This window comes from Burkholderia sp. E168m15 (assembly GCF_016586105.1).
Classification (GTDB): Bacteria; Pseudomonadota; Gammaproteobacteria; order Burkholderiales; family Burkholderiaceae; genus Burkholderia; species Burkholderia orbicola.
Map to the genome: position 1 here is coordinate 1 of NZ_BCPO01000132.1, position 19,780 is coordinate 19,780.

The window sequence follows — 19,780 nt, forward strand, 5'->3', positions numbered from 1 at the left end:
ATACGATGCGCGCCGGCCGCTCGGCGGATGCTGCACTTCGCCGTTCGCCGCGCGGCAGCTCGCCGGATCGACGTTCCATTGCTTCGCGGCCGCCGAGACCAGCAGCGTGCGCGCGGTGGCGCCCGCCTGGCGCAGCGGGTCCCACGCGTAGCGTACCGACGTCGAGCCGCCGGTGAGCTGGCCGCCGAGCAGCGGATCGAGGAACAGCTTCTCGTTCGGCGGCGCATGATCGAGCGTCACGCTCGACAGCGGCACTTCGAGTTCTTCCGCGATCAGCATCGGCAGCGCCGTATAGACCCCCTGCCCCATCTCGACCTTCGGCATCACCAGCGTGACCTTGCCGGCGCGGTCGATCTGCACGAACGCATTCGGCGCGAACACGCCGGGCTGCGCGGGTTCGGCTGCGTCACCGCCGATCACCGAGCGGCGCGCATCGTCGCCCGCCGCCGGCAGGCTGAAGCCGAGCAGCAAGCCGCCGCCGGCGGCCGCGCCGAGCGACATGCCGAGTTTCAGAAACGACCGGCGCGATACGCCCGCAGTCGCCCGACCTGCTTCGATCAGTCCTCGCGACATGTCAGGCCTCCTTCGCGGCTTGTTTGACGGCCGCGCGAATCCGGTGGTACGTGCCGCAGCGGCAGATGTTGCCGGCCATGGCCGCGTCGATGTCGGCGTCGCTCGGGTTCGGGTTCGACGCGATCAGCGCGGTGGCGGCCATCACCTGCCCCGACTGGCAGTAGCCGCACTGGACGACGTCGAGCTCGCGCCACGCCTGCTGGACCTTGTGGCCGGCCGGCGTCGCGCCGACGGCTTCGATCGTCGTGATCTTGCGGCCCGCGACGGCGGCGACCGGCAGCACGCACGAACGCGCGGCCACGCCGTCGAGATGCACCGTGCATGCGCCGCATTGCGCGATCCCGCAGCCGAACTTGGTGCCGGTCAGGCCGACGACGTCGCGCAGCACCCAGAGCAAGGGCATGTCGTCGGGGGCGTCGACCGAGCGGGTTTCGCCGTTGATGTTGAGGGTGATCATTCAGCCTCCGGGGCCGTTGTATTGGGGGAGCGGCGCGAACGACGCGCGCTGCGTCATGGGGTCGTCATCATCGCCGTTGCGTCGTGCGCAACGGGTGCCGCGCGGCCCGGGTGCGGGCGGGCCGCGGCGGTGGTGTTGCGTGCTGTGTCGTTACTCGGCCACGTCGATGCCCGCCAGCACCTTGATGAGCGGCGGTGCGGTGAACCAGTCGGCCGACTTCGTGCGGAACTCGCCGAAATACGGGCTCGCGAGGTGCGCGTCGAACGCCGCCTGGTCGTCGTAGATCTCGTACAGATGCAGATTCGGCGAACCGTCCTGCTCGCGGAACAGGTCGTAGCGCCGGTTGCCCGGTTCGGTGCGCGTCTTGGCGACCATGCTGCGCAGCTCGGCCTCGGCAGCCTGCGCGTGTTCGGGTTTCAGGAACAGCGAAGCAATCACGTGAAGCGCCATTTTTCACTCCTTTGAAAACGGAAACGAGCATGCCACAAGCCGGCGTCGTGCGACGCCAGCGTGCAACGGTCGTATGTCGTCGAGCGGCGGGATCAGGCCAGCTCGTCCGGGCCGACACGCACGACGACCTTGCCGAAATTCTTGCCGGCGAGCAAGCCGATCAGCGCTTGCGGCGCGTCGGCGAGGTCGGGAACGACGTCCTCGAGCGTCTTCACCTTGCCCTGCGCGACCCACTCGCTCATGTCCTTCAGGAACGGCGCATAGCCGGTTGCATAGTGATCGAGAATGATGAAACCCTGCACGCGGATACGCTTGCGCAGGATCGCGCCCATCAACGCCGGCACGCGGTCACGGCCGGTCGACAGCGCCTTGTCGTCGTAGGCCGCATCGTTGTAATGCGCAATGATGCCGCAGACGGGCACGCGCGCATGGTCGTTCAGCAGCGGCCATACCGCGTCGAACACGGCGCCGCCGACGTTCTCGAAATAGACGTCGATGCCGTTCGGGCACGCGTCCTTCAGCTTCGCGGCAAACGCCGGGTCGTGGTGGTCGACGCATGCGTCGAAGCCGAGTGTGCCGGTCACGTATGCGCACTTGTCGGCGCCGCCCGCGACGCCGACCACGCGGCAACCCTTCAGCTTGGCGATCTGGCCGACCACCGCGCCGACTGCGCCGCTCGCGGCCGCGACGACCACGGTTTCACCGGCCTTCGGTTCGCCGATCTTCAGCAGTCCCGTGTACGCGGTGAAGCCCGGCATGCCGAGCACGCCGAGCGCGTACGACGGGTGCGCGAAGTCGCGGCCGAGCGGGATCAGGTCGCGCCCGTCGGACAGCGCGTAGTCCTGCCAGCCGGCCCCGGCGACGACGAGATCGCCTTCGCGAAACGCCGGCAGGTTCGACGACACCACGCGGCTGACCGTGCCGCCGACCATCGGCTGGCCCAGTTCGGCCGGCGGCGCATAGGACGGCGCATCGCTCATCCGGCCGCGCATGTACGGGTCGAGCGACAACCAGACGGTGCGCAGCAGCACCTGACCAGGGCCGGGGACCGGCACGTCAGCGGTTTCGGCGCGGAAGTTGTCCGGTGTCGGTGCGCCGACCGGGCGCGAATTCAGGACGATCTGGCGGTTTGCGGTCTTGCTTTGCGGCATGTGAGCCTCCGTCAACAGGAATGAACGTGCGTCGTGGGCACGATCGGATCAGGGATGGACCAGCAGGAAGTGCGCGCCCGCGGCGGCATCGGCGGGCGGGCCGGTGCGGTCGCAAGCAGGCGGTTGGAACGATCGGGACAGCGTAACGCGGTGTGAAGCGTTCGGCTTGAAGCGTTCGTCATGAATGATTGAGTAGACCAGTCGTCTAGAGTTGGGGTAAAAACAAGGCGCGCCCCTGCGCGCCCGGATTACGACTGTGCTCCGTCATGCGCGGCCGGCGGCAGGTTCAGCATGCGCCGCGTTTCGGCCATCGCCCTTTCGAGCGGTTTGCGGTCGCGGTGAATCTTCTCCAGCAGCGTCGCGCCCAGCCACAGCTCGTACAGGATCGCGGCGGTGTACGACGGATCGTCGACGCCGCTCAGCGAACCGTCGGCGAGCCCCGCCTCGATGCCGCCGGCGAGCCGCTCGATGATCTGGCTAGTGCCGCGCCGCAGTACCGCGCGCATCGCTTCCGACAGATCCGACACTTCCGCGCCGAGCTTCACCGCGAGGCACTTGCCTTCCGGATCGTCCGCGCATTGCGTGTGCAGCCAGTTGCCCCAGTACGTCATCAGGCGCTCGGCGCCCGTGCCGGCCTGCTGCTTGAGCAGGTTGTCGAGATGCGCGAGATAGCCTTCGAAATACGATTCGAGCAGCGCTTCGCCGAATGCCTCTTTCGAGCCGAAGTAATGATAGAACGAGCCCTTCGGGATGCCCGCCGCGGCGAGAATCTCGTTCAGACCGACCGCCGAAAACCCCTTGTGGAGCATGATCGGCTTCGCGATGTTCAGGATGTGCTGGCGGACTTCGGCGCCTGAAGATGCATTCATGATGGCGTATGGTAGCAACGATTAGACCGGTCGTCTAGTAACGTCGAACCGGCATGTTGAGCGGCACTTTACCCGATCCCCGTCGCGCGCCCAATGCCTGGTCGGCGCGGCTCTCGCCTGCTCGTGCCGGCTGCGTGCGGCGCGTCATATCGGCGACTCGGTTTCGTTGTCAGCGCGGCGCTTCGTCGGCACGCTTTCTCGTCCGCGCCCTCCGCTCGCTGCGTTCGGCGGCCGGGACGGTCTTGACGCCGCGCAACGGTGGCCGGCGCATGAGCGCCGCCATCTCGCGCCTCAGCGCCTCAAGTTCGCGGCTGCGCGCCGCGTCGGTCGCCAGTGCGCCATCGAGCTGCCCCTGGAGCACGCCGCAGCGATGCAGCGCGTCGCCGAGTTGGGCCTGTAGCGCGGCCGTGTCCTTCCGCTGCTGCGCATCGCGCTGTTCCGCGCGCGATGTCGCCGCGTCGAGTTCCTTTTGCAAGCGCGCGGCCGCGAGCCGCTCGCGGTCGATTTCCTGAAGCGCCCGCTTCTCCGATGCGCGCAGGCGCTCCTCGGCGCGGCCCGCGTCGTCGCGCAACCGGTCGAGCTGGGTGGTGAAATCCGCGCGGGCCTCGGCGAGCGCGCGGTCGCCCTCCGCGTTGTCGGCCTTCAGGCGTTCGATCTCCGCTTTTAGCGCTTGGTGAGAGGCATCGTCCGCCGCCCTCGCCTGCTCGAGTTCCTGAATGCGAACCTGCGCGGCCAGCAGCGCGGCCGTGCGTTGCTCCAGCGCGGTTTCGGTGCGGGCCAGTTCGGCCTGCAGCGTCGCGACTTCCGCTTGCGCCGCCGCCCGCTCGGCCTCGACTTCCGCGCGCAGCGCATCGAGTGCTGCGGCCGCGTCGGTACTCGACCGGTTCCACAGCGCCGCGACCAGTTCGCCGGCCGCTGCCTGCAGATCGGCCGGCAGGTCCGGATGCTCGATGCGCACCCGGCTCTTTTCCCGCAGCTCGGCCCAGAACTCGCCGAGGACAGCCGTCGGCGTGCTCATGCTGCCCTTGCGAACGAGCTGGTACAGGCGATTCGCCGTCGGCGTGATGCCGAAGCGGAAGAACAGCAGTGCGCAGGCTTCGCGGTACAGCTCGCGCGTTTTCGGAAAGTCGGCCTTGAGACGCTCGATTTCGGCGGTCAGGCGGGATTCGTCGGCGGCGAGATCGGACATGGCGGGCTCTGAGGTAAATTCCGTAAATAATATAACGTAAACCGTCAAATATCCAATCAATCGAATAATTGAATTTGACATTATTTCTATAATGTCGAGATAAAAGATTCCCGGTCTGATATCGGCCCTTCGCGCTGTGCTGTTGGCCGCCCCGCCTTCGCCCAGCTTGGTGCCGAGCAACAACGCCGCTGCAACCGCCTCGAAAAACGTCAACATTGCGCGATTCGAAGCGGGCCACTTTGCGTTGCTTGGCCGGGGCAACGATGGAAAAACGGATGGCCGGCGCTGGCGAATACCTGGTGGTGCGGGTGATGCGCACGCCGCCGCATGCGACGCGGCCGGCCAGATCACGCAGGGCGCGTTGCCCGCGGCGGCTTTGGCGACGGGATTGCCGAACGGTGGGATAACGGCTGGATGATGGGCATCGCGAATCACGTGACGCGCGATGCGGCCGGCGTATCGTACGAAGCACGCGGAATTCGGCCGCACGCGGAATTCGACGTGATCCCGGACGATGCGTCCGACGCCGGTTATGGCCGCGCCGTACTGCGCGCCGCGACATTCGCCGGCGAAGCCGCGCTGTCGCACCGGATGCGGAGCACCATGCGCGCCCTACCAAACCAGCACGCGCGCTGGCGGCCAGAAGCGCGACGGGTCACGGCAGCGGCCTTCAACGGTTTGGCGCGGGCTCCCTGAAGAAATCGAGCAACTGGCGCGTCAGGAAGGCCGGATTCTCGTCCGGCAGCCAATGGCCCGTATTCGGCGCAACGGCTCCGCGCACATCCAGCGCCAGTTCCTTCGCCATGTCGAATTCCTTGGCGCCGTTGCTCTTGTCGCCGGCGAGCGCGAGCACCGGCATCGGGAGCTTGTGCTTCATGAACGCCTTGAACTGCGTCTCGTCCTGCGGGAACGCGCGATAGAGTTCGAACCCGGCGCGTAGCGCGCCCGGCGCCGCATAAGCGTCGGCGTAGACGGCGATATCGTCGTTCGACAACGCGACATGGGCCCTCTTCTTGTAGAAATCGAGAATGTAGGCGTGCTCCTTGCCCGCAATCAGCAGTTCGGCGATATCGCGCTGCTGATGCAATCCGAAATGCCAGATCTGCGGATCGGCACGGGCCTTCGCTTCGTCCCAGATGCGCGTGCCCGGCACCGGAACGTCGAGCATCGCAAGCTTCACGATCTCGGCAGGCCGTTGCGCGGCGTATGCGTACGCCACCATCACGCCGATGTCGCGGCCGACGAGGTGGATGCGCGTCGCGCCGAGTTGGCGAACGAGTGCGCGGATGTCGCCCGCCATCGAGGCTTTGTCGTAGCCGCCGAGCGGCTTGTCGGATTCGCCCGCGCCGCGGTAGTCGACCGCGACGACCCGATATCCCTCTTGCGCCAGCACCGGCATCACGTGACGCCACGTGTACCAGGTTTGCGGCCAGCCGTGCAGCAGAACCACCAGCTCGCCGTCGTCCGGGCCGCCGGTCACGTAATGGAGGCGCACGTCATCGACCTGCGCGTAGCGTCGGCTGAAGCGTCGATCGAAACCGGCCGGCAGGCCGGGCGCCGGCATCCCTGACATCGATGGTTCATTCTGCATGGGTCGTCATCCGTTGCTGTGTCGGTCGCTCAGGCTCTCGACCTGTTTCACGCCCCGGAGCAGCCATGGCCGAAGTTGCCTCGTGAGGAGCGGCATGATGATCCAGGTCAGCGATGAGGTCAGCAGCGCAGAGCTGAGCGCGAGTTGGACAGGACGCTCCAACGCTGGCAGGAGCGCATTCAGTAGGTACGTGATCGACAGCAGGACCGGGTAGACGGCCAGCCACGTCACGAGAAACGTCTTCCACTTCGGTGTAGCGGGCTTGCCGGCGATCGCGAACCACGCATCCATGCCGACCGCGGCGTCGCGATGTTCGTCCGATATCTCGTCGCCCTTCGCAATCAGCTTTCGCCGTTCCCCGGAGGACACCCACGCATGCAGGTGCGCCGGCGAGTCGAAGCGGTAAATCAGGTAGTTGATGCCGCTCGAATCGCTCAGGCGAACGTTTCCGAGGTGCCCCGGGTAACGCCGCGCCGCCGCGTCGATCTCGCGCGCCCAGTGATCGAATTGCCTTTCCCGCCCCGGATGAACGACGCGACTGACGACGATCGTGCTTGACTCACGCATCGTGTCGGACGGGGAAAGGCGTTGGCTGTCGTGCATCGGCTGCTGAAGCGAGTGGGCAATGCGTTTCGTCGCCTGACGGTGTCCGATGGCCGAGGAACTCCCTCGATACGCCGTCTGGGCCAACCTGCCGGGCTGTCGCGAAAGCAAACCACGGTCCTGACCGCACGCCGGCAGCGTCGCTCATCACGCTTTGGTACGCCATTGTGCGGCTTGCGTCGATGGGGCTGCAGCGTCATGCGATGCCGCTGAATTCGCTATCGAACGAACGTGCGCTGTAATTTTTTCAGCGCGATCGAAAGCGGTGAGCGCGGTGGGTTACCGGCCGGCGGATCGTCGTGCGCCGAATCCTGTCCCGGCGCCGTGGTTTCGTCTGTCATTTGCGTGCCACCGTCGGCCGGTAACGTCCGAACTCGTCCCCGATTCCGACAAGCGATCCGCCATGCAGCGCCCGTCGCGCACCACGCCCCACGTTTACGCAGCCACGTCCCGCGCCCTCGCCGTCAGCCTCGCGATCAACCTGCTGCTGCTCGCCGTCGAGACGGCGGCGGCATGGTCCGCGCATTCGTCGGGGTTGCTCGCGGACGTCGCACACGCCGCGATCGACTTGGCGGCCGATGCGCTGATCCTCGTCGCCTGTCGGCTCGACGCGCGCTTGCCGCCGGCACGTCGGCCGACTTACGAGCCGCTCGCGCTCGCGGGCCTCGGTGCGTTGCTGGCCGTAACCGGCGCGCAGATGATCTGGCATGCAACGACCCGGTTCGATACGCCACCCGTCGTGCAGCCGGGCGCGACCGCGCTCGCGCTGGTTGCCGTCACACTCGCCGGCAAGGCCGTGCTGTCGTACTGGATGCTGCGCAAGGCACGCGAGACCGGCTCCGCGCTGCTCGAGGCAAGCGGCTGGCACGTGCGGACCGATGCGCTGTCGTCGTTGCTCGCGGCGCTCGCGATGAGTGCGGCGCTGGTCGGCTTCGGCCGGCTGGACGATCTGGCCGCGTTCGCGATCGGCGCGCTCGTGATTCGCACGGGTGTCGGATTCATCCGGCGCGGCTGTGCGCAGTGGCCGGCACGGGCCGATTGGGCGAATCGCTCGACGCGCGGGTCGTGAACGGGGGGAGCCGAGCCGCTCGTTGATGCTCCGAGACGTCTGATCGACGGCACGGAAATAAAGAAGAGGCTCGCATCCCGCGAGCCTCTTTTGCGTGATGTCGCCATCGCCATGTAGTGCGTGACGCATCGATGCTGCTACCTCTCCGAACGACGCGACACTCCCGAGCAGAATCCACACGAGTGCCGCCGAGCAACGGCCATGGCATACAGCATGGGACAGTTTCGCGCGATCGAGTATCGGGACGTCTTGCATGGCGTGCCACGACGCACACGTATGCTTCGCGGGCGTCGTACGCGACAACCGCAAGCGGGATGATCGATCGGGTTCCGCGTAACAGGTTATTGTTTGTTTTTTGTTAATACAGCCTATGGTTTGTATTTTGACGATACATGTCATAGACTGTATTTTCCGATTACAAACGATCACCTGTCATCTCGCGGAGCGCCCGATGGCTTTTCCTGTCCAGACCCTGACCCAGTTGCGTCCGATCCTCGTCGGCTTCCGCAAATCCGCGGGGCTCACGCAGGCGCAACTGGCCGCTCGCCTCGGCATCACCCAGCAATCTTATGCTCAGCTCGAAGCCAACCCGTCGGCGGTCAGCATCGAACGGCTTTTCAAGGTGATGAACGCGCTTGGCGTTCGCATGATGCTCAGCCTCGACGAGCGGGATGCACCGGCGGAAGCGGCCGATTCGGCTTCCGCTGCCGAACCGGTGGCGCGCCGCAAGCCGGTCGCGGGCAAGCGCGGCACCACGGCCGCCAAAACCCCGACCGGGACCGCCGTCGGCGCTGCGCGGAGGCGCCCGACAGCGACGACTCGGACCACGCCACGCGTCTCGAAGCGGGAGGACTGGTGACGATGGTCGCACGCGCCCGCAGCGACCGGCTCGACCTGTGGATGAACGGCATTCCTGTCGGCTACTGGGAAATCCGGCGCGGGGTCGAGCGTCTCGTCTACCTGCCGGACTGGCTCGATGATCCCCAGGGCCGGCCACTGTCATTGTCGCTGCCCTTCACGCCCGGCAACCAGCCGCACCAAGGCGCGATCGTGGCCGACTACTTCGACAACCTGCTGCCGGACAGCGAGCCGATCCGCCGCCGCATCGCGCAGCGTTACCGGCTCCGATCGATAGCGCCGTTCGAATTGCTCGCGTCGATCGGCCGCGATTGCGTCGGCGCGATTCAAATGCTGCCGCCCGACGAGACCCCGGTCGATCTCGAGGCAATCGAAGGCGCGCCGCTCGACGACGCAGCCGTTGCCGATGTGCTGCGCCACGCGACCGCCACGCCACTGCCCGGCAGCGGAGAACCGGACGGCGACCTGCGCCTGTCGATTGCCGGCGCGCAGGAAAAGACCGCGCTGCTGCGTCAGCGCAACCGCTGGCTGCGGCCGTCGGGCAGCACGCCGACGACCCACATCTTCAAGCTGCCGCTCGGGCGCGTCGGCAACATGCAGGCCGACATGCGCACGTCCGTCGAAAACGAATGGTTGTGCTCGAAGCTTGTCGCCGCGTACGGCCTGTCGGTCGCGCCGTGCGAAATCGGCCGGTTCGACGATCAGAAGGCACTCATCGTCGAGCGCTTCGACCGTCGCCCGTCGCGCGACGGCTCGTGGATCCTGCGGCTGCCGCAGGAGGACATGTGTCAGGCGACCGGCACGCCGTCGGGGGCGAAATACGAAACGGACGGCGGCCCCGGCATCGAGACGATCATGGGCATCCTCGCGAATTCGGCCGACGCTTCGCGCGACCGGATGAATTTCTTCGTCGCACAGCTTGTATTCTGGGTGTTGGCGGCGATCGACGGCCACGCGAAGAACTTCAGCATCGCGCACCTGCCCGGTAATGCATATCGCAGCACGCCGCTGTACGACGTGCTGTCCGCGCATCCGATCATCGGTACGCGCCGCAACCAGATCCCGCCGCGCCGCGCCCGCCTGGCGATGGCCGTCTGCGGGAAGAACCGGCACTACGTGATCGGTGAAATCCAGCCGCGCCACTGGATCGCACAGGGCCGTCGTGTCGGCCTGACCGAAGACAATGTGCGGGCCGCGATGGCGGCCGTCGCAGCACGGACGGAGCCCGCGATTGCCGAAGCCGCCGCGCAGATCCCGCCGGACTTTCCCGCGGACGTGGCAGACGCGATCTTCGCGGGCATGCGTCGGCAAAGCCGCAACCTCGCGGCGGCCGATCCGGCGTGATGAATCGACCGGCCGCGACGGGCTGTCGGTCTTTGCTGCAGTACTTCGACCCTTGGTCGACGGGTAGCCCTGACAGGATCGAAGCAGTTACGTCGTCGCAGATACGGACATCGAATGCCCCCGCGCCGAACCGCTTGCCGGCCGCCGGCGCAGATCGTTCACCCGGCGTCGCGCGCGCGGGCGAGTGCCGCGAGGTTGCCCTCGCCGAACCCGTGGTGCCCCTTGCGCTGCACGATCTCGAAGAAAATCTCGCCGGGGCGGCGTTTGACGAAGGTCTGGAAGAACAGCCTCGGCACGCCGTCGCTGCCGATCTCGCCGTCGACCAGCACCGCGCGGCGGCGCAGCGCGTCGAGATCGACACCATGCGCGGGCAGCCGCGCATCGACGTCGTCGTAATAGCGTGCAGGCGGCTCGATGAACTCGACGCCGTTCGCGCGCAGGGCATCGACGCACGACAGGATGTCGTCGGTGGCCAGCGCGACGTGCTGCACGCCCTCGCCCGGATGGTCGGGCAGGTACGCATGCATCAGGTCGGTACGCCGCGTGCCTTCCTCGTAGACCGGAATCCGGACCGCGCCGCACGGCGACACCATTACGCGCGATTCCTCCGACACATGCCAGTGCGCGTCGATCTGGTGGATCTCGCGAAAATGCAGCAGGTCGTGGTAGAAATCCAGCCACTCCTGCATCCGTCCCGCGCCGACCGTTTGCGTGAAGTGGTCGACCTGCTGCAGGCCGACGCCCGCGCAGTCGAGATCGGTATGCGCGGTCGCGATGTCGATCGGCCGGAAATCGATGTCGAAGATGGAGATGTCGCCGACGCCGCCGCGCTGGCCGTCCCGCCCGCGCCAGCGGTCGACGAAATACAGGTGCGAATCGCCGATGCCCTGGATGGCAGGGATCTTCAGCTCGCCGACGCCGACCTTTTCGCCTTCGAACGCCCATGCTCCGAGCTGGATCGCGCGTTCGAACGCGCGCCGGGCATTCGCCACCCGCAGCCCGATCGCGCAGACGCCCATCCCGTACTCCTCCGCATAGCGCGCGGCGAACGAATCGGGCTCGGCGTTGATCAGGAAATGCATCTGCCCCTGCCGGTACAACGTGACGTTCTTGCTGACGTGCCGCGCGATCGCCTTGAACCCAAGCTGCTCGAAGCGTTGCGCGAGCGCGTCCGGCACGGGCGCCGCGAATTCGACGAATTCGAGGCCGGCCATCCCGAGCGGATTGGCGGCCGGATCGGCGACGGGCGGCGTATCGCTGGACAAGGGGTGGGAATTGCCGGGCATTCCAGTCTCCGGGGGCATGCGGTCGATGGGGAATCGGGCCTGTCGCGTGCGGCATGCGCGGCCGATGTGGCGGCCTCGCCTCCGCCCCGAACGGGCGAGTTGTCGATGCTGCAGATTTTAACCAGATCGTTCACGGCGGCACACCCCGGCCGAACGGGATATCGTCGCACCGCCTAGTGCAAACCCGGAAAGCGTTCGATAATCGCACGGATTTGAACGATAATCGCGCACTTTATCCGATTGGCCAATTGCCGCCGCGCGGTCCGCGCCCTATTCTCCGTTCACCCATCGACTTCAATGCAGCATCGGACGCGGCGCCGCCACGATCCACGATGCGCCGTGCCAGGAGACATCGCCATGACCCCCACCTTCGACACCCTCGACGCCGCCGCCGGCGCCCGTGCGCGCAGCCAGGCCCGCAAGGCCGCGATCGGCAGCTTCGTCGGCGCCGTCGTCGACTGGTACGACTTCCTGCTGTACGGGATCGTCGCCGCGCTGGTGTTCAATTCCGAGTTTTTCCCGAAAGTCAGTCCGACGATGGGCACGCTCGCGGCGTTCGCCACCTTCGGCGTCGGCTTCCTGTTCCGGCCGCTCGGCGGCATCGTGTTCGGTCACTACGGCGACCGGCTCGGCCGCAAGCGGATGCTCGTGCTGACCGTGATGCTGATGGGGCTGTCGACGGTCGCGATCGGCCTACTGCCGGCGTTCTCGACGATCGGCTGGTGGGCGCCCGTGCTGCTGGTGCTGATGCGCGCGATCCAGGGTTTCGCGGTCGGCGGCGAATGGGGCGGCGCGGCGCTGATGGCGGTCGAGAGCGCGCCGAAGCAGAAGAAGGCGTTCTACAGCAGCGGCGTGCAGGTCGGCTACGGCGTCGGGCTCGTGCTGGCCACCGGCATCGTCTCGATCCTCAGTCATACGCTCGGCGAGGCCGCGTTCAAGTCGTGGGGCTGGCGCCTGCCGTTCGTGTTCAGCATCGTGCTGGTGCTGATCGGGCTGTGGGTGCGCAAGAACATGGACGAATCGCAGGAGTTCGTCGAGAAGGTCGAGCACGGCAACCGCAAGCTCCGCCTGCCGGTGCTGGAAGCGTTGACGCGCCACCCGAAGGCGTTCCTGCTGATCGTTGCACTGCGGCTTGCCGAGCTGTTCACGATGTACATCGTCACCGCGTTCGCGCTCAGCTATTCGACGACGAACCTCGGCATGTCGCGCGACCTGTTCCTGAACATCGGCCTGCTGGTGGGCGCGGTGAGCTGCGTGACGATCCCCTGCTTCGCGTGGCTGGCCGATCGCTACGGCCTGCGCCGTATCTACCTGATCGGCGCGCTGATCGGTCTTGCGTCGGCGGTGCCGTTCTTCGTCGCGCTGGAAGCGCGGTCGATCGCGTGGATCGTGATCTTCTCGATCCTGTTGGCGAACGCCGCGCACGACATGGTCGTGAGCGTCCAGCAGCCGTTGTTCACCGAGCTGTTCGGCGCCGAATACCGCTACAGCGGCGCGGGTGTCGGCTACCAGTTCGCGAGCGTCGTCGGCGGCGGGTTCACGCCGTTCATCGCGGTCGGCCTCGTCAGCGTGGCCGGCGGTTCGTGGCACCTCGTCGCCGGCTACCTGGCGGTCGGTTGCCTGATCTCGCTGGTGGTCGCCGCGCGGATGCGGGCGGCGCGATGAGGTAATGTGCGCGTGGCCGGCCCGAGTCGCGGCCGGCCATTTCTCCATGCCGGACGACATTCGACCAGTCGCCTCTCGGGCGCGACGTCAAACACTGTCAGTTACGCGCGCCGATTCCCCCTTTTCCCGTCGGAACATGCCACGCCGCGTGCCGACCAATGGCATCATATGGGCCTACGTCAGTCACCGATACGCCCCCATATCATGTCGAATCTCATCGTCCACGGCGGCACTCCGCTGCGCGGGGACATCAAGCCGTCCGCGAACAAGAACGCCGTCCTGCCGATTCTGTGCGCCACCCTGTTGACCGATCAGCCGCTGCGCCTCGTTGGCGTGCCGGACATCACCGACGTGCGCAAGATCCTCGACATCTTCCGCACGCTCGGCAGCGACGTGTCGGTCGATTTCACGACGGGTCTGCTCGAGCTTCACCATCGCAACACCAAGTTCGATCCGGCGGTCCATCGGCTGCCCGAAGCGATGCGTTCGTCGATCATGCTGATTCCGCCGCTGCTCGCACGCTTCGGCGTCGCGCGCCTCGAGAACGACGTGAAAGGCTGCACGCTCGGCGTGCGCGAGATCGATCCGCACGTCGAGGTGTTCGAACGTTTCGGCGCGCACATCGAGCGCACGCCCGATTCGCTGATCGTCCGTACCGACGGCCCGCTGACGGCCAACGATCACTGGCTCGACTACGCGTCGGTGACGACCACCGAGAACTTCGCGCTGTGCGCGACGGCCGCGAACGGCACGTCGACGCTGATGAACGCGGCCTCCGAGCCGCACGTGCAGGAGTTCTCCCAGTTCCTCGCGATGATCGGCGTCGCGATCGAGGGCATCGGCACGTCGCGGCTATGCGTGACGGGCGGCGGCAAGCTCGGCGGCGGCGAGTTCCGCTTCGCCGAGGATTTCCACGAGATCGCGACGTTCCTCGCGCTCGGCGCGATCACCGGCGGCGACATCACGGTGCGCAACTCGTCGCCCGAGCATTTCCCGCTGATCGACCGCACGTTCGCGAAATTCGGCGTGACCGTCACGCACCGCGACGGCTGGTCGCGCGCGGAACGCGACGGCCCGCTGCGCGTGCGCCGGCCGTTCACGCAGAACATCCTGACCAAGGTCGAAGCCGCACCGTGGCCGTACCTGCCGGTCGACCTGCTGCCGATCTTCATCGCGCTCGGCGTGCGCGCGGAAGGCAGCGCGATGTTCTGGAACAAGGTCTACGACGGCGCGCTCGGCTGGTCCGGCGAACTGTCGAAGTTCGGCGCGCACGTGCTGTTGTCCGACCCGCACCGGCTGATCACGTTCGGCGGGCTGCAACTGACGCCGGCGCGCGTCGAGAGCCCGTACATCATTCGCGTCGCGATCGCGCTGCTGATGGTGGCCGCGAGCATCGAAGGCCGCTCGGAAATCATGAACGCGCTGCCGATCCGCCGCGCGCATCCGCATTTCGTCGAGAACCTGCGTTCGGTCGGCGCGAACGTCGAGTGGACGAGCAGCGAGTAAGGTCATGACGGATGCGACGCGCGTAACGGTCGCGTCGCATCCGGTTCCTCGGCTTTTCATGCCGTATCGGCCGCTTCCATGCGCGGCCGCGCAGCGTTCTGCCATCGGTTGTCATCGCTTACGGCAGCACACTGCGTGCTGCTTCACGCCTCTTCCCCGCAGTCAGCGCCAGCCCGACGATGCGTCATCGGGACGTCTACTCCCGCGCCCTGCCGGCATTTTCCCGCTCACGGCATAACCAGGATTCAGACCTGTCCAATTGCCCAAGCATGAGCCCGGCCATAGGCTGCCTTCCTGACCCCGGCGGATAGCGCCAAAAAACCGCGCACCCGCGCTCCAGCAGGACAATGCACCGCCTATGGAACCCCGATTCACCCTGGCGCAGATGCGCGACGTCTGGATCGACGCGTATCGTCACGCCGATGTCGGACAGCTCGATTTCGTCGCAAACCCGAACTTCTTTGTCCTGCACGAAGCTCACATTCGCACGAAAGCGCAATTTCTTGCGCGAATGCGCGTCGTAGCGGCCGAACGTGCATCGAACAGATCCGGTATCGCAGATCGGGACGAAACCATGCAAATCGTTACGCGCGGACAACGGGCGACGATAACGGGCATCGGGACGGTACGAATCAACCAGGCAATCGATTCCCGCTTCGATTTCGTCGAGCAGTGGTGCGTGATCGACGCGCGATGGCGCATTGCCTCGCTCCGCCACGAACACAAGTAAGCTGGACCGCGCCGCGGCTGCGTCCCGGCGCTTGAACGAGTCGACTCAATCCGACTCGTTTGCGTCGTTCCGCCTGAACCTGAAATCGCCTGGCAGCTTGCCTCTGAAACGCCTCAACGGCAGGAGAATTGCTTCGGGGCTCGCGTTGCGGCTCTCAGCCAAAGCACCTGCACGGTAAACGACGATTTCGACTTCGTCGCCTTCACGCAGCCCCCACTCATCGACCAGACCGGCCGGAAGGCGCACGGCCAGACTATTCCCCCACTTCGCAACCCGCATACGACCTCCTTGAATAGATGTCGTCGACTCTATATCTGCCGCTATCCAGCGGACAAGGATGGCGGATCGACCGATTTCCCGTTACCCCACCACTCGCGCGATAATCGCCCACTCCTGCGCGAACACCGCGCATCTACCCGCGCGCCGCCCATGACGAAAAAGCCCGACCTCGACCGACGCGACTGGATTGCCGGCCTCGAAAAAGGCCTGATGATCCTGGAGGCATTCGACAGCCAGCACGCGCGCATGACGCCTACGCAGGCCGCCGCACGCACCGGCCTCACGCGCACCGCCGCGCGGCGCTACCTGCTGACGCTGGAATCGCTCGGCTACGTGTACACCGACGGCAAGCTGTACGGCCTCACGCCGCGCGTGCTGCGGGTCGGCTGGTCGTACTTCGATTCGGCACGGCTGCCGCGCACGGTCCAGCCTTATCTCCAGCAACTGAGCGCATCGCTGAACGAATCGGCGTACGTCAGCGTGCTCGACGGCTGGGAGCTCGTGTTCATCGCCCGCAACGGCGTGTCGCGCGTGATGACGACGGGCTTCGTGCTCGGCGCGCGCGTGCCGGCGCCATTGACGTCGCCCGGCGTCGTGCTGCTCGCCCATCATCCCGATCGCGAAGCCGTGCGCGCGTGGCTCGACGAGACCGAGCTGCCGCCGTTCACGCCGCACACGATCACCAACAAGGCGCGGCTGCTCGAACAGGTCGACCAGGCGCGCGACGCCGGCTACGCGGCGATCGAGCAGCAATTGCAGGTCGGCGTACGCGGGATCGCGGTGCCGCTGAAGAACCGTCACGGCGAAGTCGTCGCCGCGCTCAGCACGAACATGCCGATCGGCGCGGAGACGACCGACGCGGCCGTGCGGCGCGTGCTGCCGCATCTGCAGGAAGCCGCGCTCGCGATGCTCAACGTGCTGTAGCGACCGGCGCCGGCGTCACCCGATCCGCCACCACCGCGGCAGCAGATTGCGCACTTCGCGCCGTCGGTAACGGTCGTCGATCAGATGCACGACGCCTTCGTCGTGCTCGGTGCGGATCACGCGCCCGGCCGCCTGCACGACCTTCTGCAGCCCCGGATACAGGTACATGTAGTCGTAACCGTTGCCGAAGCGAGCTTCCATCGCGCGCCGCATCTGCTCGTTGATGTCGTTGACCTGCGGCAGCCCGAGCGTCGCGATGAACGCGCCGATCAGCCGCTCGCCCACCAGATCGACGCCTTCCGAGAAGGCCCCGCCCAGCACCGCGAAGCCCACGCCGCGTCCACTGGCGTCGAAGCGTGCGAGAAACGCGTCGCGTTCGCTTTCGGCCATGCCGGGCGCCTGCGCCCACACGGGAACGTCCGGATGGCGCGTCTGCATCAGCGCGACCACGCGCCCCAGGTAGTCGAAGCTGCTCAGGAAGCCGAGATAGTTCCCGGGCCGTGCCGCGTATTGCGCGGCGATCAGGTCGGCGATCGGCTCGAGCGAGCGATCGCGGTCGCGCCAGCGTGTCGACACGTGGCTTGCCACGCGCACCGTCAGTTGCTCGGCGCGAAACGGCCCGTCGACGTCGAGCCAGCCCGTGTCGCCGGGCAGCCCCAGCGTGTCGCGGTAGAAATGGAACGGGCTCAGCGTGCCCGAGAACAGCACGGTCGCCCGCGCGGCTTCGTAGCGCGGCGCGAGGAAACCGGCCGGGATCACGTTGCGCACGCACAGCGCCGACTGGACGCGACGCCGGCGGCCGGCCGTCGCGACGCCGTCGAGTACTGGCTGGCGCGGCATCGGTTCGCCATGCAGCGTCGCGTCGAAGATCGATGCGCTGTCGAATGCTTCGGCCAGCATGCCGAACTGGATCGCCTCGAAATGAAAGCGCAGCAGCGCGTCGCCGTTCGCGCGCGGTGCGTCGGTCAGGTGTTCGCCGATCGCCGCAACGAGGTTTTGCACGGCCGACACGATCGGGCCCGGCACCTCGGGATAGGCCGCATAGCGCTCGGCCTGCGCGCGATTGAGCGTGCCCCACGCGCGGGCGAGCCGGTCGAACGCCTTGCGCAGCGCGGCAGGCGCGGCTTCGCGCGCAGCCGCGAACGCGAACGGATCGAGCGACGCGCTGTACATCTTGCGCGCGCGGTCGAGCAGGTTGTGCGCTTCGTCGACGAGCACGCCGACCCGCCACTGATTCTGCTGCGCGAGCGTGTGCAGCATCGCGCTGCCGTCGTAGTAGTAGTTGTAGTCGCCGATCATCATGTCCGACCAGCGTGCAAGCTCCTGCGCCAGGTAATACGGACAGACGTCGTGCGCGAGCGCCGCGGTGCGTACGGTATCGCGATCGAGCAGCCCCGCCTCGATCGCCGCATGGCGCGCGGCCGGCAGCCGGTCGTAGAAGCCTTTCGCGAGCGGGCACGATTCGCCGTGGCACGCGAGGTCCGGATGCTCGCACGCCTTGTCGCGCGCGACGAGTTCCAGCACGCGCAGCGGCAGCGCGGGCGTGCCGGCGCCGAGGGTCGTCGCCGCTTCGAGCGCGAGCGCGCGGCCAGGCGTTTTCGCGGTGAGGAAGAACACATGGTCGAGCTCACCCTCGCCGCATGCCTTCAGCAGCGGAAACACGGTGCCGAGCGTCTTGCCGATGCCGGTCGGCGCCTGCGCCATCAGGCACTGCTCGTCGCGCGCCGCGCGATAGACGGCCACCGCCAGCTCGCGCTGGCCGCTGCGGAACTGCCCGTGCGGAAACGCGAGCGCACGCAGCGCCGCGTCGCGGGCGGCGCGATGGGCCGTCTCGCGTTCGGCCCAGCCGACGAAGCATGCGCACTGTTCGGCGAAGAACGTCGCGAGCGTGCCGGCATCCAGCGTTTCCGTCAGCACGGTCTCGCGCTCGGACACGATGTCGAAATACACGAGCGCGACGTTGATTTCCTTGAGGTCGCGCGCATCGCACATCAGGTGCGCATAGACCTTCGCCTGCGCCCAGTGCAGCGCGCGATGGTTGGCCGGCATCGCGTCGAGACTGCCGCGATAGGTCTTGATTTCCTCGAGCCGGTTCGCCACGGGATCGTAGCCGTCCGCGCGGCCGCGCACGGTGAGCGTGCCCCACGTGCCGGTCAGCGCGATCTCGGTTTCGTAGCGTGCGCCACGCTTCGACGTGACCGCGCCGTGGCCGGCGATGCCTTCGAGCGCGGTCGGCGCGGGCGTGAAGCGCAGGTCGAGATCGCCGCGCCGCGCGGTGAACTCGCACATCGCCCGCACCGCGACGACGTAGCTCATGCGGACAGCCCCGCCGCTTCGGCGTGCGCCACGCCCTCACTGGCCCACTCGACGTCGACGACGCGCACCGGCATGCGGTGGGCGATACAGTAGGCGAGCCAGCGCGTCTGGTTGTCCTGCAGCCGGTCGCCGGGGCCCTTCACCTCGATCAGCTCGTAGCGGCGCTCGTCGGGCCAGAAGCGGACGAGATCGGGCAAGCCGGAGCGGTTGCTGCGGATATCCGCGAGCAGGCGCGTGAACCACAGCCGCAAGTGCTCGGGCGGCAGGCACGCGAGCGCTTCGTCGAGCAGCGCGTCGGTCAGCACGCCCCAGAACACGAACGGCGACTGCAGCCCGGCCTTCGTCGCGAAATGCCGGCGAATCGTGTCGCGGTATGCGCCCGAATCGAGCTGCGCGAAGCAGGCGTCGAAGGCCGCCGCGCGGCGCACCGCGAAATCGGGGGCGTGCAGGTCGGCCGGGCCGCGCTGGAACGGATGGAAGAATGCGCCGGGCACGGCCGCGAACACGGGCTCCCAGCACAGCAACCCGAACAGCGAATTGATCAGCGTGTTTTCGACGTAGTGAACCGGCGACGCCGGCTGCGCAAGATGGTCGCGTACCGCGAATTCGACGCTGACGGACACGTCGGGGCGGGCGAGCACGAGCGTCTCGCGCGGCACGGCCGCTGCAGCGGCCGCGCGTTCGACCCGCTGGCCGGCGCGGCGCTGCAGGCGCGGCAGCATGCGCTCGACCCGCTGCCGCTCCTCGTCGCTCTCGAAGCCGCCGCGCGCGTCGAGCGCCAGCGCGAGCGCGTCGCCGTCGCGCCCGCAGCGTTCGAGCACGCGGATGCGCCGGTGGCGGCTGCCGGGCCACGCGCTGCGCGTGTATGCGTCGAGCGCGGCGCACCAGTCGGCACGGCGCTCGCACGCCTGGCCGAGCGC

20 protein-coding genes are annotated in these 19,780 nt (G+C 67.2%); 8 read left to right on the forward strand and 12 right to left on the reverse strand.

The window, feature by feature from the left end; translation table 11 throughout:
* The 6 genes from JMF86_RS20465 to JMF86_RS20490 all read right to left on the reverse strand — a co-directional run.
* Positions 1 to 573, reverse strand: a 573-nt coding sequence (locus JMF86_RS20465) for a molybdopterin cofactor-binding domain-containing protein (protein WP_200075245.1), incomplete at its 3' end; no start/stop codon positions are given.
* Between the two features lies 1 nt (position 574).
* Positions 575 to 1,030 carry a (2Fe-2S)-binding protein gene (locus JMF86_RS20470; RefSeq protein WP_006479019.1) on the reverse strand — a complete coding sequence of 152 codons (456 nt, stop codon included), beginning with the start codon at positions 1,028 to 1,030 and terminating at the stop codon, positions 575 to 577.
* Positions 1,031 to 1,180: 150 nt separating this feature from the next.
* Positions 1,181 to 1,480, reverse strand: coding sequence for a putative quinol monooxygenase (locus JMF86_RS20475; RefSeq protein WP_011547693.1), 300 nt, complete (start codon positions 1,478 to 1,480; stop codon positions 1,181 to 1,183).
* Between the two features lie 92 nt (positions 1,481 to 1,572).
* A complete protein-coding gene (locus JMF86_RS20480; RefSeq protein ID WP_011547694.1) occupies positions 1,573 to 2,631 on the reverse strand; it encodes an NADP-dependent oxidoreductase in 1,059 nt (352 codons plus the stop codon).
* Positions 2,632 to 2,879: 248 nt separating this feature from the next.
* Positions 2,880 to 3,500, reverse strand: coding sequence for a TetR/AcrR family transcriptional regulator (locus JMF86_RS20485; RefSeq protein ID WP_011547695.1), 621 nt, complete (start codon positions 3,498 to 3,500; stop codon positions 2,880 to 2,882).
* 169 nt (positions 3,501 to 3,669) lie between these two features.
* Positions 3,670 to 4,689 carry a DNA-binding protein gene (locus tag JMF86_RS20490; RefSeq protein ID WP_011547696.1) on the reverse strand — a complete coding sequence of 340 codons (1,020 nt, stop codon included), beginning with the start codon at positions 4,687 to 4,689 and terminating at the stop codon, positions 3,670 to 3,672.
* A 414-nt stretch (positions 4,690 to 5,103) separates the two neighbouring features.
* On the opposite strand from JMF86_RS20490, the gene JMF86_RS20495 reads away from it, so the two are divergent.
* Positions 5,104 to 5,385, forward strand: a complete 282-nt coding sequence (locus tag JMF86_RS20495; RefSeq protein ID WP_011547697.1) for a hypothetical protein — start codon at positions 5,104 to 5,106, stop codon at positions 5,383 to 5,385.
* Here JMF86_RS20495 and JMF86_RS20500 read toward each other — a convergent pair.
* A complete protein-coding gene (locus JMF86_RS20500) occupies positions 5,360 to 6,280 on the reverse strand; it encodes an alpha/beta fold hydrolase (RefSeq protein ID WP_011547698.1) in 921 nt (306 codons plus the stop codon). The two genes, JMF86_RS20495 and JMF86_RS20500, sit on opposite strands and share 26 nt — an antisense overlap.
* A gap of 6 nt (positions 6,281 to 6,286) precedes the next feature.
* The gene (locus JMF86_RS20505) at positions 6,287 to 6,883 is read right to left on the reverse strand and encodes a membrane protein (protein ID WP_011547699.1); all 597 of its coding nucleotides are present in this window, start codon (positions 6,881 to 6,883) and stop codon (positions 6,287 to 6,289) included.
* A gap of 403 nt (positions 6,884 to 7,286) precedes the next feature.
* On the opposite strand from JMF86_RS20505, the gene JMF86_RS20510 reads away from it, so the two are divergent.
* The 3 genes from JMF86_RS20510 (at position 7,287) to JMF86_RS20520 (ending at position 10,154) form a co-directional block, all read left to right on the forward strand.
* Positions 7,287 to 7,952, forward strand: coding sequence for a cation diffusion facilitator family transporter (locus JMF86_RS20510; protein ID WP_011547700.1), 666 nt, complete (start codon positions 7,287 to 7,289; stop codon positions 7,950 to 7,952).
* 451 nt (positions 7,953 to 8,403) lie between these two features.
* Positions 8,404 to 8,811 carry a helix-turn-helix transcriptional regulator gene (locus tag JMF86_RS20515; protein ID WP_011547701.1) on the forward strand — a complete coding sequence of 136 codons (408 nt, stop codon included), beginning with the start codon at positions 8,404 to 8,406 and terminating at the stop codon, positions 8,809 to 8,811.
* A gap of 2 nt (positions 8,812 to 8,813) precedes the next feature.
* Positions 8,814 to 10,154, forward strand: a complete 1,341-nt coding sequence (locus tag JMF86_RS20520; RefSeq protein WP_011694736.1) for a type II toxin-antitoxin system HipA family toxin — start codon at positions 8,814 to 8,816, stop codon at positions 10,152 to 10,154.
* Between the two features lie 158 nt (positions 10,155 to 10,312).
* Here the strand turns inward: JMF86_RS20520 and JMF86_RS20525 are convergent, their stop codons facing one another.
* Complete coding sequence (locus tag JMF86_RS20525; protein WP_011547703.1) at positions 10,313 to 11,440, reverse strand: 4-hydroxyphenylpyruvate dioxygenase family protein; 1,128 nt, start codon at positions 11,438 to 11,440, stop codon at positions 10,313 to 10,315.
* Positions 11,441 to 11,797: 357 nt separating this feature from the next.
* Here JMF86_RS20525 and shiA point away from each other — a divergent pair, with 357 nt between their 5' ends.
* The 3 genes from shiA to JMF86_RS20540 all read left to right on the forward strand — a co-directional run bounded on the left by shiA (position 11,798) and on the right by JMF86_RS20540 (position 15,341).
* Positions 11,798 to 13,105 carry a shikimate transporter gene (gene shiA / locus JMF86_RS20530; RefSeq protein ID WP_011547704.1) on the forward strand — a complete coding sequence of 436 codons (1,308 nt, stop codon included), beginning with the start codon at positions 11,798 to 11,800 and terminating at the stop codon, positions 13,103 to 13,105.
* A gap of 204 nt (positions 13,106 to 13,309) precedes the next feature.
* A complete protein-coding gene (locus tag JMF86_RS20535; RefSeq protein ID WP_023477875.1) occupies positions 13,310 to 14,611 on the forward strand; it encodes a UDP-N-acetylglucosamine 1-carboxyvinyltransferase in 1,302 nt (433 codons plus the stop codon).
* Between the two features lie 358 nt (positions 14,612 to 14,969).
* Entirely contained in the window at positions 14,970 to 15,341 is a 372-nt protein-coding gene (locus tag JMF86_RS20540; RefSeq protein ID WP_041489393.1) for a DUF4440 domain-containing protein, read from the forward strand.
* A gap of 45 nt (positions 15,342 to 15,386) precedes the next feature.
* Here JMF86_RS20540 and JMF86_RS20545 read toward each other — a convergent pair whose 3' ends face one another.
* Positions 15,387 to 15,620, reverse strand: a complete 234-nt coding sequence (locus tag JMF86_RS20545; RefSeq protein WP_011547707.1) for an AbrB/MazE/SpoVT family DNA-binding domain-containing protein — start codon at positions 15,618 to 15,620, stop codon at positions 15,387 to 15,389.
* 150 nt (positions 15,621 to 15,770) lie between these two features.
* On the opposite strand from JMF86_RS20545, the gene JMF86_RS20550 reads away from it, so the two are divergent.
* Positions 15,771 to 16,544: an IclR family transcriptional regulator C-terminal domain-containing protein gene (locus JMF86_RS20550; RefSeq protein ID WP_006485222.1), complete on the forward strand. Its 774-nt coding sequence runs from the start codon at positions 15,771 to 15,773 to the stop codon at positions 16,542 to 16,544.
* 15 nt (positions 16,545 to 16,559) lie between these two features.
* Here JMF86_RS20550 and JMF86_RS20555 read toward each other — a convergent pair whose 3' ends face one another.
* Both JMF86_RS20555 and JMF86_RS20560 read right to left on the reverse strand, forming a co-directional pair.
* Complete coding sequence (locus JMF86_RS20555; RefSeq protein ID WP_011547708.1) at positions 16,560 to 18,860, reverse strand: ATP-dependent DNA helicase; 2,301 nt, start codon at positions 18,858 to 18,860, stop codon at positions 16,560 to 16,562.
* Positions 18,857 to 19,780: VRR-NUC domain-containing protein (locus tag JMF86_RS20560; protein ID WP_201317125.1), on the reverse strand; the 924-nt coding region annotated here is incomplete at its 5' end. The genes JMF86_RS20560 and JMF86_RS20555, both read right to left, overlap by 4 nt.